16 protein-coding genes are annotated in these 19,266 nt (G+C 70.1%); 7 read left to right on the forward strand and 9 right to left on the reverse strand.

Going from position 1 to position 19,266, the window contains the following annotated elements:
• The first annotated feature begins 239 nt into the window (after window positions 1-239).
• Window positions 240-1,058 carry a hypothetical protein gene (locus tag BLT44_RS11945; RefSeq protein ID WP_010156834.1) on the forward strand — a complete coding sequence of 273 codons (819 nt, stop codon included), beginning with the start codon at window positions 240-242 and terminating at the stop codon, window positions 1,056-1,058.
• 9 nt (window positions 1,059-1,067) lie between these two features.
• Here BLT44_RS11945 and BLT44_RS11950 read toward each other — a convergent pair whose 3' ends face one another.
• Window positions 1,068-3,359 carry a putative bifunctional diguanylate cyclase/phosphodiesterase gene (locus tag BLT44_RS11950; protein WP_143026052.1) on the reverse strand — a complete coding sequence of 764 codons (2,292 nt, stop codon included), beginning with the start codon at window positions 3,357-3,359 and terminating at the stop codon, window positions 1,068-1,070.
• Window positions 3,360-3,534: 175 nt separating this feature from the next.
• On the opposite strand from BLT44_RS11950, the gene BLT44_RS11955 reads away from it, so the two are divergent.
• The 3 genes from BLT44_RS11955 to BLT44_RS11965 are packed head-to-tail and all read left to right on the forward strand — an operon-like array spanning window position 3,535 to window position 4,819.
• The gene (locus BLT44_RS11955) at window positions 3,535-3,882 is read left to right on the forward strand and encodes a metallopeptidase family protein (protein ID WP_010156832.1); all 348 of its coding nucleotides are present in this window, start codon (window positions 3,535-3,537) and stop codon (window positions 3,880-3,882) included.
• Window positions 3,882-4,181 (forward strand): ATP-dependent Clp protease adapter ClpS, encoded by a 300-nt coding sequence (clpS, locus tag BLT44_RS11960; RefSeq protein ID WP_143026053.1) that lies wholly within the window; start codon window positions 3,882-3,884, stop codon window positions 4,179-4,181. The genes BLT44_RS11955 and clpS overlap by 1 nt, the downstream gene beginning before the upstream one ends.
• Window positions 4,178-4,819 (forward strand): DUF2017 family protein, encoded by a 642-nt coding sequence (locus tag BLT44_RS11965; protein WP_010156830.1) that lies wholly within the window; start codon window positions 4,178-4,180, stop codon window positions 4,817-4,819. The genes clpS and BLT44_RS11965 overlap by 4 nt, the downstream gene beginning before the upstream one ends.
• 14 nt (window positions 4,820-4,833) lie before the next feature.
• Here the strand turns inward: BLT44_RS11965 and dinB are convergent, their stop codons facing one another.
• A complete protein-coding gene (dinB, locus tag BLT44_RS11970) occupies window positions 4,834-6,051 on the reverse strand; it encodes a DNA polymerase IV (protein WP_010156829.1) in 1,218 nt (405 codons plus the stop codon).
• Window positions 6,052-6,077: 26 nt separating this feature from the next.
• Window positions 6,078-6,968 (reverse strand): sugar-binding transcriptional regulator, encoded by an 891-nt coding sequence (locus BLT44_RS11975; protein ID WP_010156828.1) that lies wholly within the window; start codon window positions 6,966-6,968, stop codon window positions 6,078-6,080.
• A gap of 183 nt (window positions 6,969-7,151) precedes the next feature.
• Between BLT44_RS11975 and BLT44_RS11980 the strand changes: the two genes are divergently transcribed.
• From BLT44_RS11980 to glpK, 3 genes are all read left to right on the forward strand, one after another.
• On the forward strand, window positions 7,152-8,873 hold the full coding sequence (locus BLT44_RS11980; RefSeq protein ID WP_010156825.1) for a glycerol-3-phosphate dehydrogenase/oxidase: 1,722 nt from the start codon (window positions 7,152-7,154) through the stop codon (window positions 8,871-8,873).
• Between the two features lie 98 nt (window positions 8,874-8,971).
• Window positions 8,972-9,733: an MIP/aquaporin family protein gene (locus tag BLT44_RS11985; RefSeq protein WP_010156824.1), complete on the forward strand. Its 762-nt coding sequence runs from the start codon at window positions 8,972-8,974 to the stop codon at window positions 9,731-9,733.
• Between the two features lie 38 nt (window positions 9,734-9,771).
• Window positions 9,772-11,286: a glycerol kinase GlpK gene (glpK, locus tag BLT44_RS11990; protein WP_010156823.1), complete on the forward strand. Its 1,515-nt coding sequence runs from the start codon at window positions 9,772-9,774 to the stop codon at window positions 11,284-11,286.
• A 127-nt stretch (window positions 11,287-11,413) separates the two neighbouring features.
• On the opposite strand, the gene gatB is transcribed toward glpK, so the two are convergent.
• The 6 genes from gatB to mnmA all read right to left on the reverse strand — a co-directional run bounded on the left by gatB (window position 11,414) and on the right by mnmA (window position 19,263).
• On the reverse strand, window positions 11,414-12,934 hold the full coding sequence (gatB, locus tag BLT44_RS11995) for an Asp-tRNA(Asn)/Glu-tRNA(Gln) amidotransferase subunit GatB (RefSeq protein ID WP_010156822.1): 1,521 nt from the start codon (window positions 12,932-12,934) through the stop codon (window positions 11,414-11,416).
• Entirely contained in the window at window positions 12,934-14,484 is a 1,551-nt protein-coding gene (gene gatA, locus BLT44_RS12000) for an Asp-tRNA(Asn)/Glu-tRNA(Gln) amidotransferase subunit GatA (protein ID WP_010156821.1), read from the reverse strand. The genes gatB and gatA overlap by 1 nt, the downstream gene beginning before the upstream one ends.
• 8 nt (window positions 14,485-14,492) lie before the next feature.
• On the reverse strand, window positions 14,493-14,813 hold the full coding sequence (gene gatC / locus BLT44_RS12005; RefSeq protein ID WP_010156820.1) for an Asp-tRNA(Asn)/Glu-tRNA(Gln) amidotransferase subunit GatC: 321 nt from the start codon (window positions 14,811-14,813) through the stop codon (window positions 14,493-14,495).
• A 132-nt stretch (window positions 14,814-14,945) separates the two neighbouring features.
• Window positions 14,946-15,581 (reverse strand): DNA-3-methyladenine glycosylase I, encoded by a 636-nt coding sequence (locus tag BLT44_RS12010; RefSeq protein WP_010156818.1) that lies wholly within the window; start codon window positions 15,579-15,581, stop codon window positions 14,946-14,948.
• Window positions 15,582-15,697: 116 nt separating this feature from the next.
• Window positions 15,698-18,067: an NAD-dependent DNA ligase LigA gene (gene ligA / locus BLT44_RS12015; RefSeq protein WP_010156817.1), complete on the reverse strand. Its 2,370-nt coding sequence runs from the start codon at window positions 18,065-18,067 to the stop codon at window positions 15,698-15,700.
• A 29-nt stretch (window positions 18,068-18,096) separates the two neighbouring features.
• Entirely contained in the window at window positions 18,097-19,263 is a 1,167-nt protein-coding gene (gene mnmA, locus BLT44_RS12020; RefSeq protein ID WP_029608287.1) for a tRNA 2-thiouridine(34) synthase MnmA, read from the reverse strand.
• Window positions 19,264-19,266: the final 3 nt, after the last annotated feature.

Raw genomic sequence — 19,266 nt, forward strand, 5'->3', positions numbered from 1 at the left:
TGTGCCCGAATCGCGGTTCATCGCGCAGCGCGGGCTTCGCACGGCGAGTCGCGCCGCGCCTGTCCGGGCCGCCGGACGCCTCCGAACGCAGCGCGACGGCGGCGCGGTGGTGGGAGACAGCAAAAGCGGGATGCTAGCATATGTGCACTACTGACGTCGAAATTGGGGGAAAGGTGCAGGGAGACGGTTGGAACCGCGGGAACAGTGTTCGTTCCCGACCGGCGCTCGATGACGCCCGCATGAAAGTGCTGCTCACCGCGGTGCAGCACGTGGAGACCGTAGGGATCTCCCTCGGGGTCTCGCAGGACCTCATCGACCGGATCTGCCTCGAAGCGGGCGTCTCGGCGAAGCAGTTCGGGCAGGTGTGGCCGAGCGCGAACGCGTTCATGGCCGACCTGTTCTGCGAGCTCGCGAATCAGGCGCAGATCGATCGCGCGGATACGGAGACCCTGCTGACGACGTGGCAGTACCTGAGCATGCGCACGGAGGATCTGCGGACGCCCGCGGGCCGTCGCAGCGTGCTCATCGACATCATCCGCACCGCGGCGGAGTACAACTTCGAGGTGGTCACCGCTTCGAGCAAGTGGCGCACGTACGCGGCGCTCTCGACCACGATCATGGCGTGGCCCGACGAGGCGGATCGCTCTCGGATGCTCGACGCGCTGCAGGCGAGCGAGCTCTCGTTCGTCGAGACGATGGAGAGCTTCTACCGCAACGTGCTCCCCACGGTCGGCTATCGGCTGAAGCCGATGTTCCACAACGACTACCAGCCCTTCGTCGTCGCGGCGGCTTCGGTGATCGAGGGCCTCGGCATCGTGCGCGCGACGGTCCCTGCTCTCGTGGGGGCGCATTTCAGCGCGCCGGGCGCGGTACTGGAGGGCGAGGGCCGCGAGGCGGCGCCCGACGAGACCTGGTCGGTCTCGGCGCTCGCGTTCATGGGCGTCGTCGACGCGTTCATCGAGCCCGACCCGGAGTTCGTCGCGGCCGAGGCCATCTCGCGGCTCAGCTCGGGGGTCGACGTCACGCCGCAGTCGCCCGGAGCCGACACCTCCTACTGAGGACGGGGATCAGGCGATCTCCGCGCGCGTGCCGAAGCGCCGCAGCCGGTCGCGCGTGAGCGCGAACGACTGCGGCCGGCCGAAGTAGTAGCCCTGCACGCTGCGCACGCCGAGCTCCCGCAGCGTCTCCGCAACCGCGGCGCTCTCGATCCCCTCGACGACCACTGTGTGCCCGAGGTTGTCGCCGAACCCCTGCAGGGCCTTGATCAGCTCGCGCTGCCGGGAATCGTCGAGGTTGCCGATCAGGCTCTTGTCGATCTTCAGGATGTTCATGGGGAAGTGCACGAGGGCCCCCACCGAGGAGTCGTCGGAGCCGTAATCGTCGAGGGCGATGATGAGCCCCGCGGTCTGCAGGTTCTCGGCGTCGCGCCGCAGCTCGTCGGTGACGGATCGCAGTGATCGCTCGTTGAGCTCGATACAGAGGGTGACGTCGGGGTGCGCTCGTGCCGCGTCGCGCAGGAAGGGGCCGAGCTCGGCATCGCTGATCTGGCCGAGGTCGAGGTTCACGGTCACGCAGTTCACGCTCGGCTCCAGCGCGCGGAACTGCTCGGCGGCATGGAGCGCCTTCGTGATGACCTGCTCGGTCAGCGCGTTCATCAGCCCCAGGCTCTTGGCCCGCGCGATCAGCGAGGGCGCGGAGATCGGGCCGAGCTCGGGATCGACGTAGCGTGTGAGCGCTTCGAACGCCCAGATCTTCCCCGTCGAGATGTCGACGATGGGCTGGAAGGCGAGCATCAGCCGGTTGCCCTCGATGGCGCGGGCGACGATGTCGTTGAGGCGGGTGGAGCGGTGCGACGAGATGCTCACCGTGCTGCCGACGGGGTCGGTCCCCTGCCGCCTGGAGCGCTTGGCCTGCAGCATCGTGCGATCCGCGTCCTCGACGAGGGACTGGGCGTCGATCTCGCGGTGGCTCGAGAAGGCGAGCCCCGCGCTCACGAGGGGCCTGAGATCGTGCCCCTCGAGGTCCATGCGCTCGCTCAGCGCGGCGATCACGCGATCCGCCGACTCCTTGGCCTGGTCGATGGAGACGAGCCCCGTGAAGATCACGACGAATTCGTCGCCGCCGACCCGCGAGACGAAGTCGCCGCCGCCCGCAGCGCGTTCGAGTCGGCCGGCGAGCGCGCGCAGCAGCGCGTCGCCGGCTCGGTGGCCGAAGTTGTCGTTCAGTTTCTTGAAGTTGTCGAGGTCGATGAAGAGCAGGGCGATGCCCTCGTGATAGGCGCGATGCTCGTTCGCCTCGATCAGCGCCTCCTGGAACGCGCCGTAGTTCGGCAGCCCCGTCAGAGGGTCGGTGTTGGCGCGCTGCTCGAGTGAATCGACCTCGTACTGCATGCGCGCGGCCTCGCTGGCGAGGTGCGCGAGCGACTCGATGGCGCGCTGGTCGTCGCGGGTGAAGGCGCCGCCGCCGAGCTTGCGGGAGGCGACCACGTACTGCCACGCCCCCGCCTCCAGGCTCACGGGTGCTCCGATCTCGGAGGTCGACGGCGCGGAGTCGCGCAACTCGACGCTGTTGGCGCGCACCACCCCTCGCGCGCGGTTGAGCAGCGCCGCGCCGAGGGACGCACCGCTCTCGCGCGGCAGCTCGATCGCGGCGTCCACGACCGCCGAGAGCCGCGCCTCGATATCGTCGGAGCGCGAGCGCTGGGCGAGCACGTAGAAGAGCGAACCGGCGAGCAGCACCACGAACGGGGTGAGGCTCACCTCGGGATCGCTCTCCAGCCAGGAGATGACGGTCGCATCCATGTAGTGGATCAGCGTCGCAGTGCAGGCGACCACGGCGATGAGGAAACCGACGCGGCTCGGCTTGACCGAGGCGGCGCTCACGCCGCGGTCCACCTCGGCCCGGCCCCACTGCCGGGCGAACTCGGCGAGCAGCACGACGCCGTAGAACACCGCGGTTGCGACCACGAAGGTCGGGACCGACCAGATGCCGAGCGCTTCCCCGCCGAGGCGCACGGCGACGAAGCCGACGGCGCCGACGGCGGCGAGCCCGGTCGTGTAGAGCGCCAACCAGACGTTGCGCCGCAGCCAGGCCTGCGCGATCACGACGCCCACCGCCCAGATGCACACGCCGATGAACGGCGCGTGCTGCAGCGGATCGATGGAGAGCATGACGATCGAGACGCCCGCTCGCGGGAATCCCCGGTCGCGGCCGATGCGGATGTGGAACGGCCCGCAGATGATCACGCTCGCGATCACGGCCAGCACCAGCGTCCACGATGTGGGCGGGTGCACGACGAGGTGGGCGACGCCGGTGCCGATGGTGACGAGCGCGAAGAGGATGAAGGGTGCGGCGAACACCGCGTCCCCCTTCGCTACACCGACGCGCTGCACTGCGACCCCCTTCTCCCCCATGCCTCCGCGCATTCCCCATCTGCGATGCGTGAACGCAGCAGCTCATTATGACATGGGCGCACCCCCGGGCTTCGCGCAATTCTCCCCGACGGCGCGGAGTCGTACTGTGTAGGGTGAAGACATGCTCGACATCTCACACGAGGAGTTCGAATCGCTGGTCGCGGATGGCCTCGACTCGCTGCACGACGACATGCTCGCGCAGCTCGACAACGTCATCTTCCTGGTCGAGGATCGACCCGCCGACGGCAGCGAGGTTCTCGGGGTGTACGAGGGGTTCTCACTCGCCGAGCGCGGCGCGTACGGCTACGGGGAGGAGCCGGATCGCATCATCCTCTTCCGCGAGAACCTGCTCGAGCACTGCTCGGACCAGCAGGAGCTCGTGGACGAGATCCGGGTGACGCTCGTGCACGAGATCGCGCACTTCTACGGCATCACCGAGGAGCGCATCCACGAACTCGGGTGGGGCTGATGCAGGCGGCGCATCCTGAGGCGCGCACGCGCCGGGTCGCGGAGACCACCAGCCTCGAATCCCCCGTCTGGCAGACGGTCGTGTGGGATGACCCGGTCAATCTCATGTCGTACGTCGCCTTCGTCTTCCAGCGGCACTTCGGGTTCAGCCGGGATCGCGCCGAGGAGCTGATGCTGCAGGTGCACCACTCGGGCAGCGCGGTCGTCGCGGAGGGGTCGCAGGAGGCGATGGAGATGCACGTCGAGGCGATGCACGGATACGGACTCTGGGCGACGGTGCGTCAGGCGGGCGAGCTGTGAAGCTCCTTCCCCTGCCCGGCCGCGGGCTCCGGCTCCTGCTCGACCACGACGAGGCCGCGATGCTCGACCAGCTGATCGCGCAGCTCATCCAACTGCTGCAGAGTCACAGCAGCACGGCGCTCGATCCCGACCCGCTCTTCGCGAGCCTCGAGGTCGGGGGCTCCGATGAGACTCCCGACGACCCCGCTCTCGCCCGTCTCTTCCCGGACGCGTACGCAGAGGGTGCGCGGTCGGGCGAGTTCCGCAGCGTGACCGAGCAGGGCCTGCTCAATCGCAAGCTGCAGGACGCCATGGATGTGACGGCTGCGCTCGGGCTCGGCGGCGGGGCGCCCGCGGACGGGACGCTGGTCGAGGTCGACATCTCGCAGTCGACGCTCCCCGCCTGGGTGCGCACCGTCACGGCGCTGCGCCTCGCGATCGCCGCTCGCATCGGGCTCGACGGCTCCGAGGATCGGCCGCGCCTCCTGGATGACGAGGAGACGCGCGGTACGGTGCTCGTGTTCGACTGGCTGGCCGCGATCCTCGAATCGGTGCTGGCGATCGTCGAGTCGGGCGAGCCCGACGACGAGACCGACGACGCCCCCGACCCCGACTCCGGCCCTCGCCCCGATCCTGGCGCGGCGAACCGGAACGGCTGAGGCGGGCGGTCGCGTTAGCCCGGCTCCTCCAGCGAACGCGGGTCGACCACCGTTCCGCGCCCGTGCAGCAGGCTCGCCGACGTCACCCCTGCCGCGCCGAAGCGCTCGCGCACGTCGTCGACGGCCTGGTCGACGGCGCGCCAGCCGTCGTCTTCGCTCCAGAGCGCCGCGATGTCGGAGCCGGCGGGCATGAGCTGCTCGGCGCGCACGCCGATGAGACGTACCGCGCGGCCCCCGCGGTCCAGCGCCGAGAAGAGATCGCGCGCCGTGTGGTAGATCCGCTGCGTTGCATCCGTCGCCTCGGGAAGCGTGCGCGACCGAGTGATCGTCTCGAAGTTGCCCCACCGCACCTTGATGGAGACCGTGCGGGCCTCGGCGCCCGCCGCGCGCAGCCGCTCCCCCGTGCGCGTCGCCAAGCGCAGCAGCTCCCGCTGCAGCACGCCCGTGTCGGAGACGTCGTGGGCGAACGTCTCCTCGTGCCCGATGCTCTTCTCGGTGCGCGAGGTCTCGACCCGGCGCGCGTCCCGGCCGTTCGCGAGCTCGTGCAGCCGCCGTGCGCTCGCAGCGCCGACGATGCGCTCCAGCGACGGCAGCGGCTCGCGCGCCAGCTCTCCGACGGTGCGAATCGCGCGGGCGTGCAGAGCGCGCTCGGTGGCCTGGCCGACTCCCCACATCGCACCGATCGGCAGCGGATGCAGGAACTCGATGGTGCGCTGGGGCGGCACCTCGAGAATGCCGTCGGGCTTCGCGCGCTGCGAGGCGAGCTTGGCGACGAACTTCGTTCCGGCGAGGCCCACGGAGGCGGGCAGGCCCGTGCGCTCCCGCACGCGCTCCCGGATCGCGCGGGCGATCTCCACGGGCGGGCCGAAGAGCCGTACCGTGCCGGCGACATCGAGGAACGCCTCGTCGATGCTCAGCGGCTCGACGAGCGGCGTGAACTCTTGGAAGACCGCCATCACCGCTTTCGACGCACTGCGGTACTTCGCATACACGGGCTCGACGAGCACGAGCTGCGGGCAGAGCTGCTTCGCGCGGGCCACCGGCATGGCGGAGCGCACGCCGAACCGCCGCGCCTCGTAGCTCGCGCTCGACACCACCGATCGGGCCGTGTCGTGCGCGGCCGCCACGGGGAGCCCCACGAGCTCGGGGCGGTCGAGCAGCTCGACCGACACGAAGAACGAGTCCATGTCGACGTGCAGCACGGAGGCGATGTCACGCGGCGACTCGAACATGTGTACTATTCCATCATGCTCCGGGCTCAGCCGCCAGCTTCGACGACGAGCCGCGCGAGTTCCTCGTCGACCACGAGCTCCGTGATGATGCGGGCGGAGAGCGCGCCGCGCAGGCTGTCGCGCTTCGCGGCTCCCGATACGACGCACAGCCGGTGCGGAATGCGCCGCACCGTGTCGAGCGATGGTCCGCTCGACCGCTCGTTCAGCGCTACTCCATCGGTGCTCCCGTCGCTCCGGTAGAAGACGGTGCCGCAGTCGCCGACGACGCCCGCTCGCACGAGCTCCTGCAGATCGTCGCGATCCAGGTAGCCGCCGGAGTAGATGCGGGAGCGGGGATCGCCGATCCGCGACCCGAGCCCGAATACGTAGAGGTCGCTCGACGCCTGCAGTTCGAGCACGCGGCTCACCGAGCGCTCCCGCCAGAGCGCGCGGCGCGTGTCGGGGTTGTCGAAGATCGCGGGCACGGAGAACTGGTAGACGGAGGCGGCGAAGGCGTTGCCGAAGCCGCCGAGCAGCTCCGCCGCGTAGGAGACGCCGGTGGTGCGCACGTTCGCCGCCCCGTTCATCTGCACGACCCGCGTCTCGTGCACGGTCTTCGAGGGCAGGTGCCGCGCGACGGCGCTCATCGTCGCGCCCCAGGCGACGCCGATCGTCGAGCGATCTCCCACGGCGGCGGCGACGCGGTGGGCCGCCGTGCGGGCGGTGCGCTTGAGCCGGTCGGCCTCCGAGGCGCGGGCGGGCGAGGGCACCACGTGCGCGGTGATGCCGTACCGCTCGGCGATGCGCAGCTCGAGCTGCGACCGGGCCTCCTGCGGCGAGTGGACCTGGATCTCGACGAGGCCGGAGTCGCGCGCGTATGCTAGCAGCCGCGAGACGGAGGAGCGCGACACGCGCATCTCCTGCGCGATCGCCTCCATCGTGAGATGCTGCAGGTAGTACAGTTGCGCGGCTCGCAGAGCCTCCCGCGACCTGGACCCACTCGCCGTCACCGCTGCCCCCTTCGCTCGGTTCGATGAACACATCATGCACATACGTGCAATGAGGTTGCAACTCGGTGCAGGCGGGTGGAAGCTGACCTCGAACGTCGAAAGGTTGAAGCCATGAATGATCGCACGCCGACCACCCGACCCGCGGTTCGCAGCCTGCGGGATCGCCCCCACGCCGATGTCCTCATCATCGGCGGCGGCATCAATGGCATCGCCACCTTCCGCGAGCTCGCGCTCCAGGGCATCGACGTCGCCCTCGTCGAGCGCGGCGACTTCGTCTCCGGCGCCTCCTCCGCATCGAGCCACATGGTGCACGGCGGCGTCCGCTACCTCGAGAACGGCGAGTTCCGGCTGGTGCAGGAGGCGGTCGCGGAGCGCAACCGGCTCCTCCGCACCGCACCGCACTACGTGCGCCCGCTCCAGACGACGATCCCCATCTTCTCCACGTTCTCCGGCATCCTGTCGGCGCCCTTCCGCCTGCTCGTCACCCACGGCCGCGGAAAGGCGCGCGAGCGCGGCGCCGCGCTCATCAAGATCGGCCTGACGCTTTACGACACCTTCTCCCGCGACGGCGGGCAGGTGCCTCGGCACAAGTTCCTCGGGCGGCGCCGTTCGCTCGGCGAGCTGCCCCGCCTCAACAGCGACGTGAAGTACACCGCCACCTACTACGACGCGTCGATGCACGACCCCGAGCGGCTCGCGCTCGACGTGCTGCACGACGGCCTCGTCGCAGGAGGCGACCGCGCTCGCGCCGCGAACTACCTGCCGGCCGTCGGCTTCGAGAACGGCGCGGTGCAGGTGCGCGACGAGCTCACGGGCGACGTCTTCGACGTCACCGCCAAGGTGATCCTCAACACGAGCGGCCCCTGGACCGACCTCACGAACGAGGCGCTCGGTCAGGGCACCCGGTTCATGGGCGGCACGAAGGGCTCGCACATCGTGCTCGACCACCCCGAGCTGCTCGCCGCGACCGCCGGCCGGGAGATCTTCTTCGAGCACTCCGACGGCCGCATCGTGCTGATCTACCCCCTGAAGGACCGCGTGCTGGTGGGCACCACCGACATCGACGCGGATCCCAGCACCCCGACCGCCTGCACGAGCGATGAGGTCGACTACTTCTTCGATCTCATCTCCCACGTCTTCCCCGACATCGCGGTCGACCGTTCGCAGATCGTGTACACGTTCTCGGGAATCCGCCCCCTGCCCCGGCACGACGACACGGCGCCCGGATTCGTCTCCCGCGACTACCGCATCGAGTCGACCGAGCGCGCCGGCGTGCCCCTGCTCAGCCTCGTCGGCGGCAAGTGGACCACCTTCCGCGCCCTCGCGGCCCACCTCGCGAACGACACGATGGAGCTGCTCGGCGTGGCCCGCACCGTCGGCACCGAGAGCCTCGACATCGGGGGCGGCAAGGGCTTCCCGAAGGGCCGGGCGGCGCGCACCCGCTGGGTGGCCGAGCGCGCGGACGGCAACCACCGGGCACGAGTCGAAGCGCTGCTCGACCGCTACGGCACGCGCGCCGACGAAGTGCTGGCGGCGACGCCCGAGCACGACGCGGCACTCGAGCTGCTCCCCGCGTACACCGCGGCCGAGCTCGCGCATCTCGCGGCATCCGAGCAGGTCGTGCACCTCGACGACCTGCTGCTCCGGCGCACCGCGATCGCGTTCCTCGGCGGGCTCACCCTCGAGCGCGTGCGTGCCGCGGCCGAGGCGATCGCCCCCGCGCTCGGCTGGGACGACGCCCGCGTCGACGAGGAGGTCGCCCGCACCGCCCACCTGCTTCGCACCGCCCACCGCATCGACGTCGAGCGCGGAGGCGCCGCCGTCGATATCTAAGCGGGGCGACCCGGCGGGTGCGGCGCGCGAGCTCCGCACCCGCACTCAACACCCACCGCGAGCCATTCGTCTCGCATTCCTGAAAGGTCAACGACGACATGCCAGATGTCAATCTCGGTCTCTACTTCCTCTCCGAGTTCGTCGGTACGGGTCTCCTCATCCTGCTGGGCTGCGGCGTGGTCGCCAACGTAGCCCTCGCGAAGACGAAGGGGAACGGCGGCGGCTTCCTGCTCGTCAACTGGGGATGGGGCCTCGCCGTCTTCGTCGGCGTGCTCGGCTCCGCCTACTCGGGCGCGATTCTGAACCCCGCCGTGGGCATCGGTCTCGCCATCGCCGGCAAGATCAGCGTGACCCAGTTCCTGGTCGCGACCGCGGCCGAACTGCTCGGAGCCATCGTCGGCGCCGTGCTCTGCTGGCTCGCCTACCGCTCGCACTTCGACGCCGAACCCGACGCCGCCGCGAAACTCGGCGTGTTCTCGACCGGCCCTGCGATCCGCACTCCCTTCGGCAACTTCATCACCGAGGTCATCGGCACCTTCGTTCTCGTCTTCGCCGTCTTCGCGTTCGCCGATTACGGCGACATCCAGGTCGGCGTGCCCGGAGGCCTCGGGCCCCTCACCGCGCTCCCCGTCGCGCTCGTCGTCGTGAGCATCGGCGCGTCCCTCGGCGGCCCCACCGGTTACGCGATCAACCCGGCCCGAGACCTCGGGCCCCGCATCGCGCACGCGATCCTCCCCATCAAGGGCAAGGGCGGCAGCGACTGGGGCTACGCGTGGGTGCCCGTCGTCGGCCCGCTCGTCGGCGGCGTGATCGCCGCCCTCCTCGCGCCCCTGGTGCTGGGACTCGCAGCGGCGGCCTGAGCGCCCCGAAGCAACGAAGCTGACACGAAAGGAACACCATGTCCGAATACATCATCGCGATCGACCAGGGCACGACCTCGAGCAGGGCGATCATCTTCGACCGGAGCGGCAGCATCATCTCCGTCGGCCAGAAGGAGCACGAGCAGATCATGCCGCAGGCCGGCTGGGTCGAGCACGACGCCCTCGAGATCTGGCGCAACGTGCAGGAGGTCATCGGCATCGCGCTCGGACGCGCCGACCTGACGCGGCACGACATCTCCGCGATCGGGATCACCAACCAGCGCGAGACGGCAGTGGTCTGGAACCGCAAGACGGGCAAGCCGGTCTACAACGCGATCGTCTGGCAGGACACGCGCACGCAGGACATCGTCGACCGCCTCGCGGCCGACGGCGGAACCGACCGGTTCAAGGACATCGTGGGGCTGCCCCTCGCGACCTACTTCTCGGGCACGAAGGTCGCCTGGATCCTCGAGAACGTCGAGGGCGCGCGCGAGGCCGCGGACGCGGGCGATCTGCTCTTCGGCACCACCGACAGCTGGGTCATCTGGAACCTCACTGGCGGCTCGGAGCAGGGCGTGCACGTCACCGACGTCACGAACGCGTCGCGCACGCTGTTCATGGATCTGCAGACGCTCGAATGGCGCGACGACATCCTCGAGGCGTTCGGCGTGCCGCGCTCGATGCTGCCCGAGATCAAGTCGTCCTCCGAGATCTACGGCACCGCCGAGGATTCGTCGCTGCTGCGGGAGACGCCGATCGCAGGCATCCTCGGCGACCAGCAGGCCGCGACGTTCGGCCAGGCGGCCTTCACCGCCGGCGAGTCGAAGAACACCTACGGCACCGGCTGCTTCCTGATCTTCAACACGGGCGAGGAGATCATCCACTCGAAGAACGGTCTGCTGACGACCGTCGGATACAAGCTCGGCGACGGTCCGACGCACTACGCGCTCGAGGGATCCATCGCGGTGACGGGCTCCCTCATCCAGTGGCTGCGGGATCAGCTCGGGATCATCTCGGACGCCCCCGAGGTCGAGCAGCTCGCCGACAGCGTGCCCGACAACGGCGGCGTCTACATCGTGCCGGCGTTCTCGGGGCTGTACGCGCCGTACTGGCGCCCTGACGCCCGCGGCGCGATCGTGGGGCTCACCCGGTACGCGAACAAGGGCCACCTGTCGCGCGCGGCGCTGGAGGCCGTCGCGTACCAGACGCGCGACGTGCTCGACGCTGTCAACGCGGATGCGGGCGTCGACCTGACGGAGCTGAAGGTCGACGGCGGCATGGTCGCGAACGACATGCTCATGCAGTTCCAGGCCGACATCCTCGGGGTGCCCGTGGTGCGACCGGTGGTGGCGGAGACGACGGCGCTCGGAGCGGCCTACGCGGCCGGTCTCGCGGTCGGCTTCTGGTCGGGTCTCGACGATCTCTCCGCGAACTGGCAGGAGGACCGCCGGTGGGAGCCGAAGCTCGACTCGGCGGAGCAGGAGCGTCTGCTGCGTCAGTGGCGCAAGGCGGTCACCAAGTCGATGGACTGGGTGGACGAGGACGTGCGCTGAGCGCGCTCTCCGTGAACGTCAGCGGGCGGCAGTTCGAGTGAACTGCCGCCCGTCGGCGTCTCTGCGGGCGGATCGGAGCGCCGGGCGCCCGACCCGGCGCTCGCGATCTCGCGGCGCGTCGGGCGCCCTACTCGGCGCTCGCGGCCCGTTCGAGCACGAGCTCGCGGACGCGAGCGGCGTCTGCGGATCCCCGCATCGCCTTCATCACGGCACCGATGATCGCTCCCGCCGCCTGCACCTTGCCGTCGCGGATCTTCGCGAGCACGTCGGGCTGCTGCGCGAGTGCCGCGTCGACGGCTTCGATGAGCGCGCCGTCGTCCGAGACGATCGCGAGCCCGCGCGCCTCGACGATCTCGGAGGCGGTGCCCTCGCCGTCGATGATGCCGGCGATGACCTGTCGTGCGAGCTTGTCGTTGAGGGTGCCCGCATCGACGAGCTCCACGACGGATGCGACCTGCTCGGGCGTGATCAGGTCGGCCGACGGCGTCGACCGCTCGTTCGCGATGCGCGCGATCTCACCCGTCCACCACTTGCGGGCGGTCTGCGGCGGCACTCCGACCGCCACGGTCTCCTCGATGGTCGACAGCAGACCGGCGTTGACGAGGTCCTGGAACTCGAGGGCCGAGAACTGCCACTCGCTGCGCAGGCGGCGGCGGCGGAGCGTCGGATGCTCCGGCAGCTGCGCGCGCAGCTCCTCGACCAGTTCGCGCTCGGGGGTGAGCGGCGCGAGGTCGGGCTCGGGGAAGTACCGGTAGTCGTCGGCGTCGCTCTTCGGGCGCCCCGGCGAGGTCTCCCCCGTGTCCTCGTGCCAGTGGCGCGTCTCCTGGGTGATGGAACCGCCGGCATCGAGAATGTGCGCCTGGCGCTGGATCTCGAACCGGACGGCCCGCTCGATCGATCGCAGGGAGTTCACGTTCTTGGTCTCCGTGCGCGTGCCGAGCACCGACATCCCGGCATCCTCGTTGCCGCGCGGGCGCAGCGAGACGTTCGCGTCGCAGCGGATGTTGCCGCGCTCCATCCGCGCATCCGAGATGCCGAGCGCCACGACCAGGTCGCGGATGGTCGACACGTAGGCGGACGCGATCTCCGGCGTGTCCGCCTCGCCGCCGAAGATCGGTCGCGTGACGATCTCGACGAGCGGCACACCGGCGCGGTTGTAGTCGACCAGCGAGTACTCGGCGCCTTGGATGCGCCCGGTCGAGCCGCCCACGTGGTTCAGCTTGCCGGCGTCCTCCTCCATGTGCGCGCGTTCGATCGGCACGTGGACGATCCGGCCGGAGGCGAGCTCGATCTCCACCGAGCCGTCGTGCGCGATGGGATCGTCGTACTGGGAGATCTGGTAGTTCTTGCCCATGTCGGGGTAGAAGTAGTTCTTCCGCGCAAACCCCGAGATCTCCGCGATCTCGCATCCGAGCGCCAGGCCGAGGCTGATCGAGTACCGCACGGCCTCGTGGTTGAGCACGGGGAGCGAACCCGGGAGGCCGAGGCATACCGGAGCCAGGTTGGTGTTGGGGTCGGAGCCGAACACATTGGGCGCCGTCGAGAACATCTTGGTCTTCGTGTTGAGCTCGACGTGCACCTCGAGCCCGATCACCGGTTCGAAGAGTTCGAGCGCGCGATCGAAGTCCATTAGCTTGATCTTGGCCATCAGTTCGCCGCCTTTCCGGTCGGGGCCGTCGCAAGGAGCGCCGCGTCGAGTTCGGGGGCCTGCGCCCAGAAGGGAGCATCGTCGCGTTCGGCGATCAGCTGCTCGATCGCGCTCCCGGCGCGGTACAACCGCGCGTCTTCGAATGCCGGAGCCATGAGCTGCAGCCCGACCGGCAGCCCGTCTTCGCTCGCCGTGCCGATCGGCAGGCTGATCCCGGGGATGCCGGCGAGATTCGCGGGAATGGTGGTGGCGTCGTTCAGGTAGTCGCGCATCGGGTCTCCGCTGTGCGCGCCGAGGGCCCATGCCGTCGTCGGCGCCGTCGGCGACGCGATGACGTCGACGCGCTCGAACGCCGCCGCGAAGTCGCGCTGGATCAGGGTGCGGACCTGCTGCGCGCTGCCGTAGTACGCGTCGTAGTAGCCGGCGGAGAGCGCGTAGGTTCCCAGGATGATGCGTCGCTTCACCTCGGCGCCGAAACCTGCCGCACGCGTCTCGCTCATCACGCTCTCGACGGTGCCGCCGCCCTGCGGGGAGACGCGCAGACCGAAGCGCACGGAGTCGTACTTCGCGAGGTTGCTCGACGCCTCCGCGGGGAGGATGAGGTAGTAGGCCGCCACCGCGTACTCGAAGTGGGGGGCGTCGATCTCGACGATCTCCGCGCCCTGGGCCGTGAGCAGTTCGAGGGCCTGCTCGAAGCGGGTCTGCACCCCGGGCTGCACCCCGTCGATCATGAGCTGCTTGACCACGCCGACGCGCAGACCGCGCAGCGACGCCGGGTCGGCGCCGTCGCGCGCCGCGCGGGCCATCGACGGCCAGGAGAAGTCGAGCGACGTGGAATCGTGCCGATCGTGCCCCGCGATGACGTCGTGGAGCAGCGCCGTGTCGAGTACGGTGCGGGCGCAGGGGCCGATCTGGTCGAGCGAGGAGGCGAGCGCGATGGCGCCGTAGCGGCTCACGCCACCGTACGTCGGCTTGACGCCGACGGAGCCCGTCAGCGCTGCGGGCTGACGGATCGAGCCGCCGGTATCGGAGCCGAGCGCCAGCGGAGCTTCGAACGCGCTCACGGCCACGGCCGATCCGCCGCCCGAGCCGCCCGGCACGTTCCCGAGCTTCCAGGGGTTGAGCGTCGGGCCGTAGGCGGAGTTCTCCGTGGACGACCCCATGGCGAACTCGTCCATGTTCGTCTTGCCGATCGACACGAGGCCGGCGGCTCGTGCGCGGGCGACGGCGGTCGCGTCGAACGGCGATCGGTAGCCCTCGAGAATCTTGGAGCCCGACGTGGCGGGCATGTCGGTCGTGACGAGCACGTCCTTGATCGCGAGCGGCACGCCGGCGAGTTCGCCGAGCGATTCGCCCGCAGCTCGCCGGGCGTCGATGTCGCGGGCCGCGGCGAGGGACACCTCGGCGTCGGTCGCGAGGAAGGCGTTGAGCGCACCGTCGACCTCGGCGATGCGGTCGAGGTGCGCGCGCGTCGCCTCCTCGGAGGAGACCTCCCCCGAGGCGAGGCGTGCGGCGAGGTCGGCGGCGGTCAGGCGGGTCAGATCGCTCATGCCCGCGCTCACTGCTCTTCGCCGAGGATCGACGAGACGCGGAACATGCCGTCCGTCGACTCCGGTGCGTTCGCGAGCGCCTGCTCGCGGGTCAGCACGTCGGAGACGACGTCGGGTCGCGTCACGTTGCTCAGCGGAATGGGGTGGCTGGTCGCGGGAACGTCGGGTGTCGCCACCTCGCCGACCTTCGCGATATGGGTCAGGATCGAGTCGAGGTCGCTCGTGAGCGCGCCGATCTCGTCTGGGGTGAGGGCGATTCGTGCGAGGCCCGCGAGATGTGCGACGGTATCCGCCGTGATCTCGGTGCTCGCCGCGCTGGCTTCAGGCATGCTGCTCCATCGGGAGGGGTCGTCTGGGATCGCCCACCATCTTATCTGCGGGGCGCGGGGAGAACTCTGCGGCGCTCAGCGCGAAGCTCGTCCCGTCGCCGCCCGGCGGTTCGCCGCTCGGCGCGCCGTCGCTCAACCGGGCTCGGCGTCCGCGAACGGCAGCGCCGCAGCGGTGCGGGCGCCATCGCGGGTCCAGAGCCCCGAGCAGCCGCGACGATGGCTCGTCACCACGTGGGTGTCGACGACGCCGATCGCGGTCATGAGGGCGAATACCGTCGTCGGGCCGACGAACGCGAAGCCCCGCCGCTTCAGCTCTTGGGCGAGCGCGCGCGACTCGTCCGACGTCGCCGGCACTTCGGCGTCGTTCGCCGGAGCGGGCGAGCGCTCCGGCCGGAACGACCAGACGAGTGCGGCGAGCCCGCCGCCGTCGCGCAGCCGCAGCGCCGCCTGAGCGTTCGCGACGGTCGCCACGATCTTCCGCCGATTACGAATGATGCCCTCGTCGTGCAGCAGACGTTCGACCTCCGCCTCTCCGAAGCGGGCCACGCGTTCGATGGAGAAGCCGTCGAACGCCAGCCTGAAGGCGTCGCGCCTGCGCAGAATGGTGAGCCACGACAGCCCCGACTGGAAGGCTTCGAGCGAGAGCCGCTCGAATACGCCGTCGTCGTCGAACACCGGCATCCCCCACTCGGTGTCGTAGTACTCGGTCAACAGCGGGTTCTGAGCGGCCCAGCCGGCTCGTATCGGGGTTTCGGCGTCCTCTGCCATCGGCACTCCTTCACAAGAATCAACGCGGAACGGCACCGCGTGCTCCCACCGTAGGCGCAGGGCGACCCCGCGGCTCCGCTCACGCACAAACTGTGGATAGATTCGCGATTCTGGCCCTATTCGTCATCTGTGGACGAACGTGCGCCGTCCGTGACCGCCTGCGGCCCCTCCGTGACGAGGAGCGCGAACTGAGCCGCATCGAGCACGGGGATCCCGAGCTCTTCGGCCTTCGCGAGCTTCGAACCGGCGCCTGGTCCGGCTGCGACGAAGTCGGTCTTCTTCGATACGCTCGACGCCGCCTTGCCCCCCGCGGCGATGATGGCCTCGGTGGCGCCCTCCCGGGTGAAGCCGTCGAGCGACCCCGTCGCGACGACGGTCAGGCCCGAGAGCACCCCTTCGGCCGACGCGGCGCCGGGCCCCGGATGCCCCGGCGTCGACCACTGCACCCCCGCGGCCGTCCATCGCTCGACGATCTCGCGGTGCCAGTCGACCTCGAACCAGGCCGTCAGCGATTCGGCGATGATGCTCCCCACACCGTCGACCTCCGCGAGCGCCTCCTGCGACGCCGCTCGGATCGCGTCGAGCGACCCGAACCAGTCGGCGAGCGCGCGCGCCGCGACCGGGCCCACGTGCCGAATGTTCAACGCGACCAGCAGCCGCCACAGCGGCTTCGTCTTCGCCTTCTCCAATTCGGCGAGGAAGGTCTCGGCGTCTCGCGAGGGGTGCACCACGCGGTGGTCCTTGCGCAGTCCCGCCTTGCGCCGCTCGGCGGGGCTGAGCCCCGCAGCGGCGGGCGGGTACTCGAGCGTGACGCGCTGGAACGGTGCGCGTCGCACGAAGTCGCCCGTCGTCTCGTCGATCCGCTGCTCGCCGGTCTCGCTGTCGCGCACGATCACGACGATCGGCACGATCTGCTCCAGCGTGAGATCGAAGAGGCCCGCCTCCGTTTCGAGCGGCGGCACCGACGGGGTCTCGGGCTGCGTCAGGGCCGCCGCCGTGATCTCGCCGAGCACCTCGATGTCGAGCGCCCCGCGCGAGCCGATGTGCTCGACGCGGCCGCGCACCTGCGCCGGGCAGTCCCGCGCATTCGGGCAGCGCAGGTCGATGTCGCCCTCCTTCATCGGGCGCAGCGTGGTGCCGCACCCCGGGCAGGTGTCGGGCATCTGCCACTCCCGCTCATCGCCGTCGCGCAGCTCGACGACCGCTCCGAGCACCTCGGGGATCACGTCGCCGGCCTTGCGCAGCACCACGGTGTCGCCGATGCGCACTCCCTTCGCCTGCACGACCTGCTGATTGTGCAGCGTCGCCTGGCGCACCGTCGACCCCGCGACCTTGACCGGCTCCATCACCGCGTAGGGAGTGGCGCGCCCGGTGCGGCCCACCCCGACGCGGATGTCGAGCAGCCGCGTGTGCACCTCCTCCGGCGGGTACTTGTAGGCGATCGCCCACCGGGGAGCGCGACTCGTCTCGCCGAGCTCCCCGTGCAGCGAGAGCTCGTCGACCTTCACCACGATGCCGTCGATCTCGTGCTCGACATCGTGGCGGTGCTCGCCCCGGTCCTCGATGAAGTGCACCACCTCGTCGACGGCGTCGAAGACGCGCGAGTGCGGCGAGACCGGAAGCCCCCATCCGGCCAGCAGCTCGTACACCTCCGACTGATTCTCGATCGCGGGGTCGGGCCACGCGCCGATTCCGTGCACGTACAGCGACAGGCGGCCGAGTCGATCCCGCATCAGCGCGAGCTCCGACTCCGTCTTCTTCTCCGCCCGCTGCCGCAGGCTGCCCGCCGCCGTGTTCCGCGCGTTCGCGAACTCCGGATACCGCACCGGGATCTGCTCGGCGGCGCGCCCCTTCCCGAGCTGCTCGGCGGCGAACGCCTGCTGCAACTCGTGCTGCCGTTCGTTGAGCGCGACGAAGTTCTCCCCGGTCAGGAAGACCTCGCCGCGCGCCTCGAAGAACGCCGGGAATCCGCTGCCCGAGAGGGTGCGCGGGATGACCGGGATGAGATCCACGTTCTCCGTGATGTCCTCCCCCACGCGCCCGTCGCCCCGCGTCGTCGCCGTCTCCAGCACCCCGTCGCGGTAGGCCAGGCTGATCGCCAGGCCGTCGATCTTCAACTCGGACAGCCACCGCACGGGGCGCCCCGCCGCGGCAGCCGTCTTGGCCGCCCAGTCGCGGAACTCCTCGACGGAGAACACGTTGTCGAGACTGAGCATCCGCTCCGCGTGCTCGTGCTCGGGGAACCCCGCCGAGACGACGGCGGCGCCCACCTCGCGCGTGGGGCTGTCCTGGCTCGCGAGCTCGGGGAACGCGCGCTCGATCGCCTCCAGCCGGTGGAACATCTCGTCGTACTCGGCGTCGGAGACGAGGCTCGCGGCCTCGGAGTAGTAGGCCACGCGCAGGCGTTCGATCTGCTCGGCGAGGCGTTCCGACTCCTCGCGGGCGGCGTCGAAATCTTCGGGGATCTGCTGCGCGTTCGTGCTCACGACTCCAGTGTATGAGCGCCGACGGACATTCAGGAGCGGGTTGCGGCCGCCTCGAGCGGCACTGCGCGATCGATGGTGAACTGCCCCAGCACGCGCGTGCCGACGTAGAGCACCGCGGTCTGCCCGGGGGCGACCCCGACCAGCGGCTCCGCGTGCTCCAGATCGATGTCGACGACCACCTCGTGCGTGGCATCCGCGCGATGCGACTCGGTGCGCTCGTCGTCGTGGATGGGCTCGAGCCGCGCCAGAGCGGGAACCGGGTCGGCATGCGCGCGGATCTGCACGTCGCAGGCGAACGGCTCCGCCGGATCGAACCCGGGCTCGCCCGCCCAGCTGTACCGTCCGCCCGCGATCCGCGAGATCTCGAGCTGCTCCTTCGGCCCGACGACGACCTGGTTCGAGACCGGACGGATCGACAGCACGTACCGCGGCTTCCCGTCGGCGGCGGGGCGGCCGAGCTGCAGCCCGCGGCGCTGGCCCACCGTGTAGCCGTGCGCGCCGTCGTGGCTCCCGACGACCGCGCCGGACTCGTCGAGGATGTCCCCCGGGGAGCGGTCGACATGACCCGAGAGCCAGCCGCGCGTGTCCCCGTCGGGGATGAAGCAGATGTCGTGGCTGTCGGGCTTCTGCGCCACCTGCAGGCCGCGCTCGGCCGCCTCCGCTCGGATGAGCTGCTTCGACGGCGTGTCTCCCAGCGGGAAGTAGCAGTGCGCGAGCTGCCGATCGGTCAGCACCCCGAGCACGTACGACTGATCCTTCGCCCATGCGCTCGCACGATGCAGCTCCGGGCCGTTCGGGCCGGGCATGAGCGTGGCGTAATGGCCCGTCGCGACGGCGTCGAACCCGAGCGCCGTGGCCTTGTCGAGCAGTGCGGCGAACTTGATCTTCTCGTTGCAGCGCATGCACGGGTTCGGGGTTCGGCCCGCGGCGTACTCGGCGATGAAGTCGTCGACCACGTCCTCCTTGAACCGCTCGCTCAGATCCCACACGTAGAAGGGGATGCCGAGCAGGTTCGCCGCGCGACGGGCGTCCATCGCGTCCTCGATGGTGCAGCACCCGCGCGACCCGGTGCGTATCGTGCCCGGCATCCGGCTCAGCGCCAGGTGCACTCCGACGACGTCGTGGCCCGCCTCGACGGCGCGAGCGGCGGCGACGGCCGAATCGACGCCGCCGCTCATCGCTGCCAAAATCTTCACCAG

The organism is Leucobacter chromiiresistens, from assembly GCF_900102345.1.
Taxonomy (GTDB): Bacteria; Actinomycetota; Actinomycetes; order Actinomycetales; family Microbacteriaceae; genus Leucobacter; species Leucobacter chromiiresistens.

What these genes read in the sequence shown, in the direction of transcription:
- dinB (WP_010156829.1), bottom strand. Translation starts at nt 6,051, where the DNA reads ATGTTCGAGTCGCCGCGTGACATCGCCTCCGTGCTGCACGTCGACATG.
- gatA (WP_010156821.1), bottom strand. Translation starts at nt 14,484, where the DNA reads ATGAGCGATCTGACCCGCCTGACCGCCGCCGACCTCGCCGCACGCCTC.
- gatB (WP_010156822.1), bottom strand. Translation starts at nt 12,934, where the DNA reads ATGGCCAAGATCAAGCTAATGGACTTCGATCGCGCGCTCGAACTCTTC.
- BLT44_RS12010 (WP_010156818.1), bottom strand. Translation starts at nt 15,581, where the DNA reads ATGGCAGAGGACGCCGAAACCCCGATACGAGCCGGCTGGGCCGCTCAG.
- glpK (WP_010156823.1), top strand. Translation starts at nt 9,772, where the DNA reads ATGTCCGAATACATCATCGCGATCGACCAGGGCACGACCTCGAGCAGG.
- gatC (WP_010156820.1), bottom strand. Translation starts at nt 14,813, where the DNA reads ATGCCTGAAGCCAGCGCGGCGAGCACCGAGATCACGGCGGATACCGTC.
- BLT44_RS11945 (WP_010156834.1), top strand. Translation starts at nt 240, where the DNA reads ATGAAAGTGCTGCTCACCGCGGTGCAGCACGTGGAGACCGTAGGGATC.
- BLT44_RS11985 (WP_010156824.1), top strand. Translation starts at nt 8,972, where the DNA reads ATGCCAGATGTCAATCTCGGTCTCTACTTCCTCTCCGAGTTCGTCGGT.
- BLT44_RS11975 (WP_010156828.1), bottom strand. Translation starts at nt 6,968, where the DNA reads ATGGAGGCGATCGCGCAGGAGATGCGCGTGTCGCGCTCCTCCGTCTCG.
- clpS (WP_143026053.1), top strand. Translation starts at nt 3,882, where the DNA reads ATGCAGGCGGCGCATCCTGAGGCGCGCACGCGCCGGGTCGCGGAGACC.
- BLT44_RS11980 (WP_010156825.1), top strand. Translation starts at nt 7,152, where the DNA reads ATGAATGATCGCACGCCGACCACCCGACCCGCGGTTCGCAGCCTGCGG.
- BLT44_RS11955 (WP_010156832.1), top strand. Translation starts at nt 3,535, where the DNA reads ATGCTCGACATCTCACACGAGGAGTTCGAATCGCTGGTCGCGGATGGC.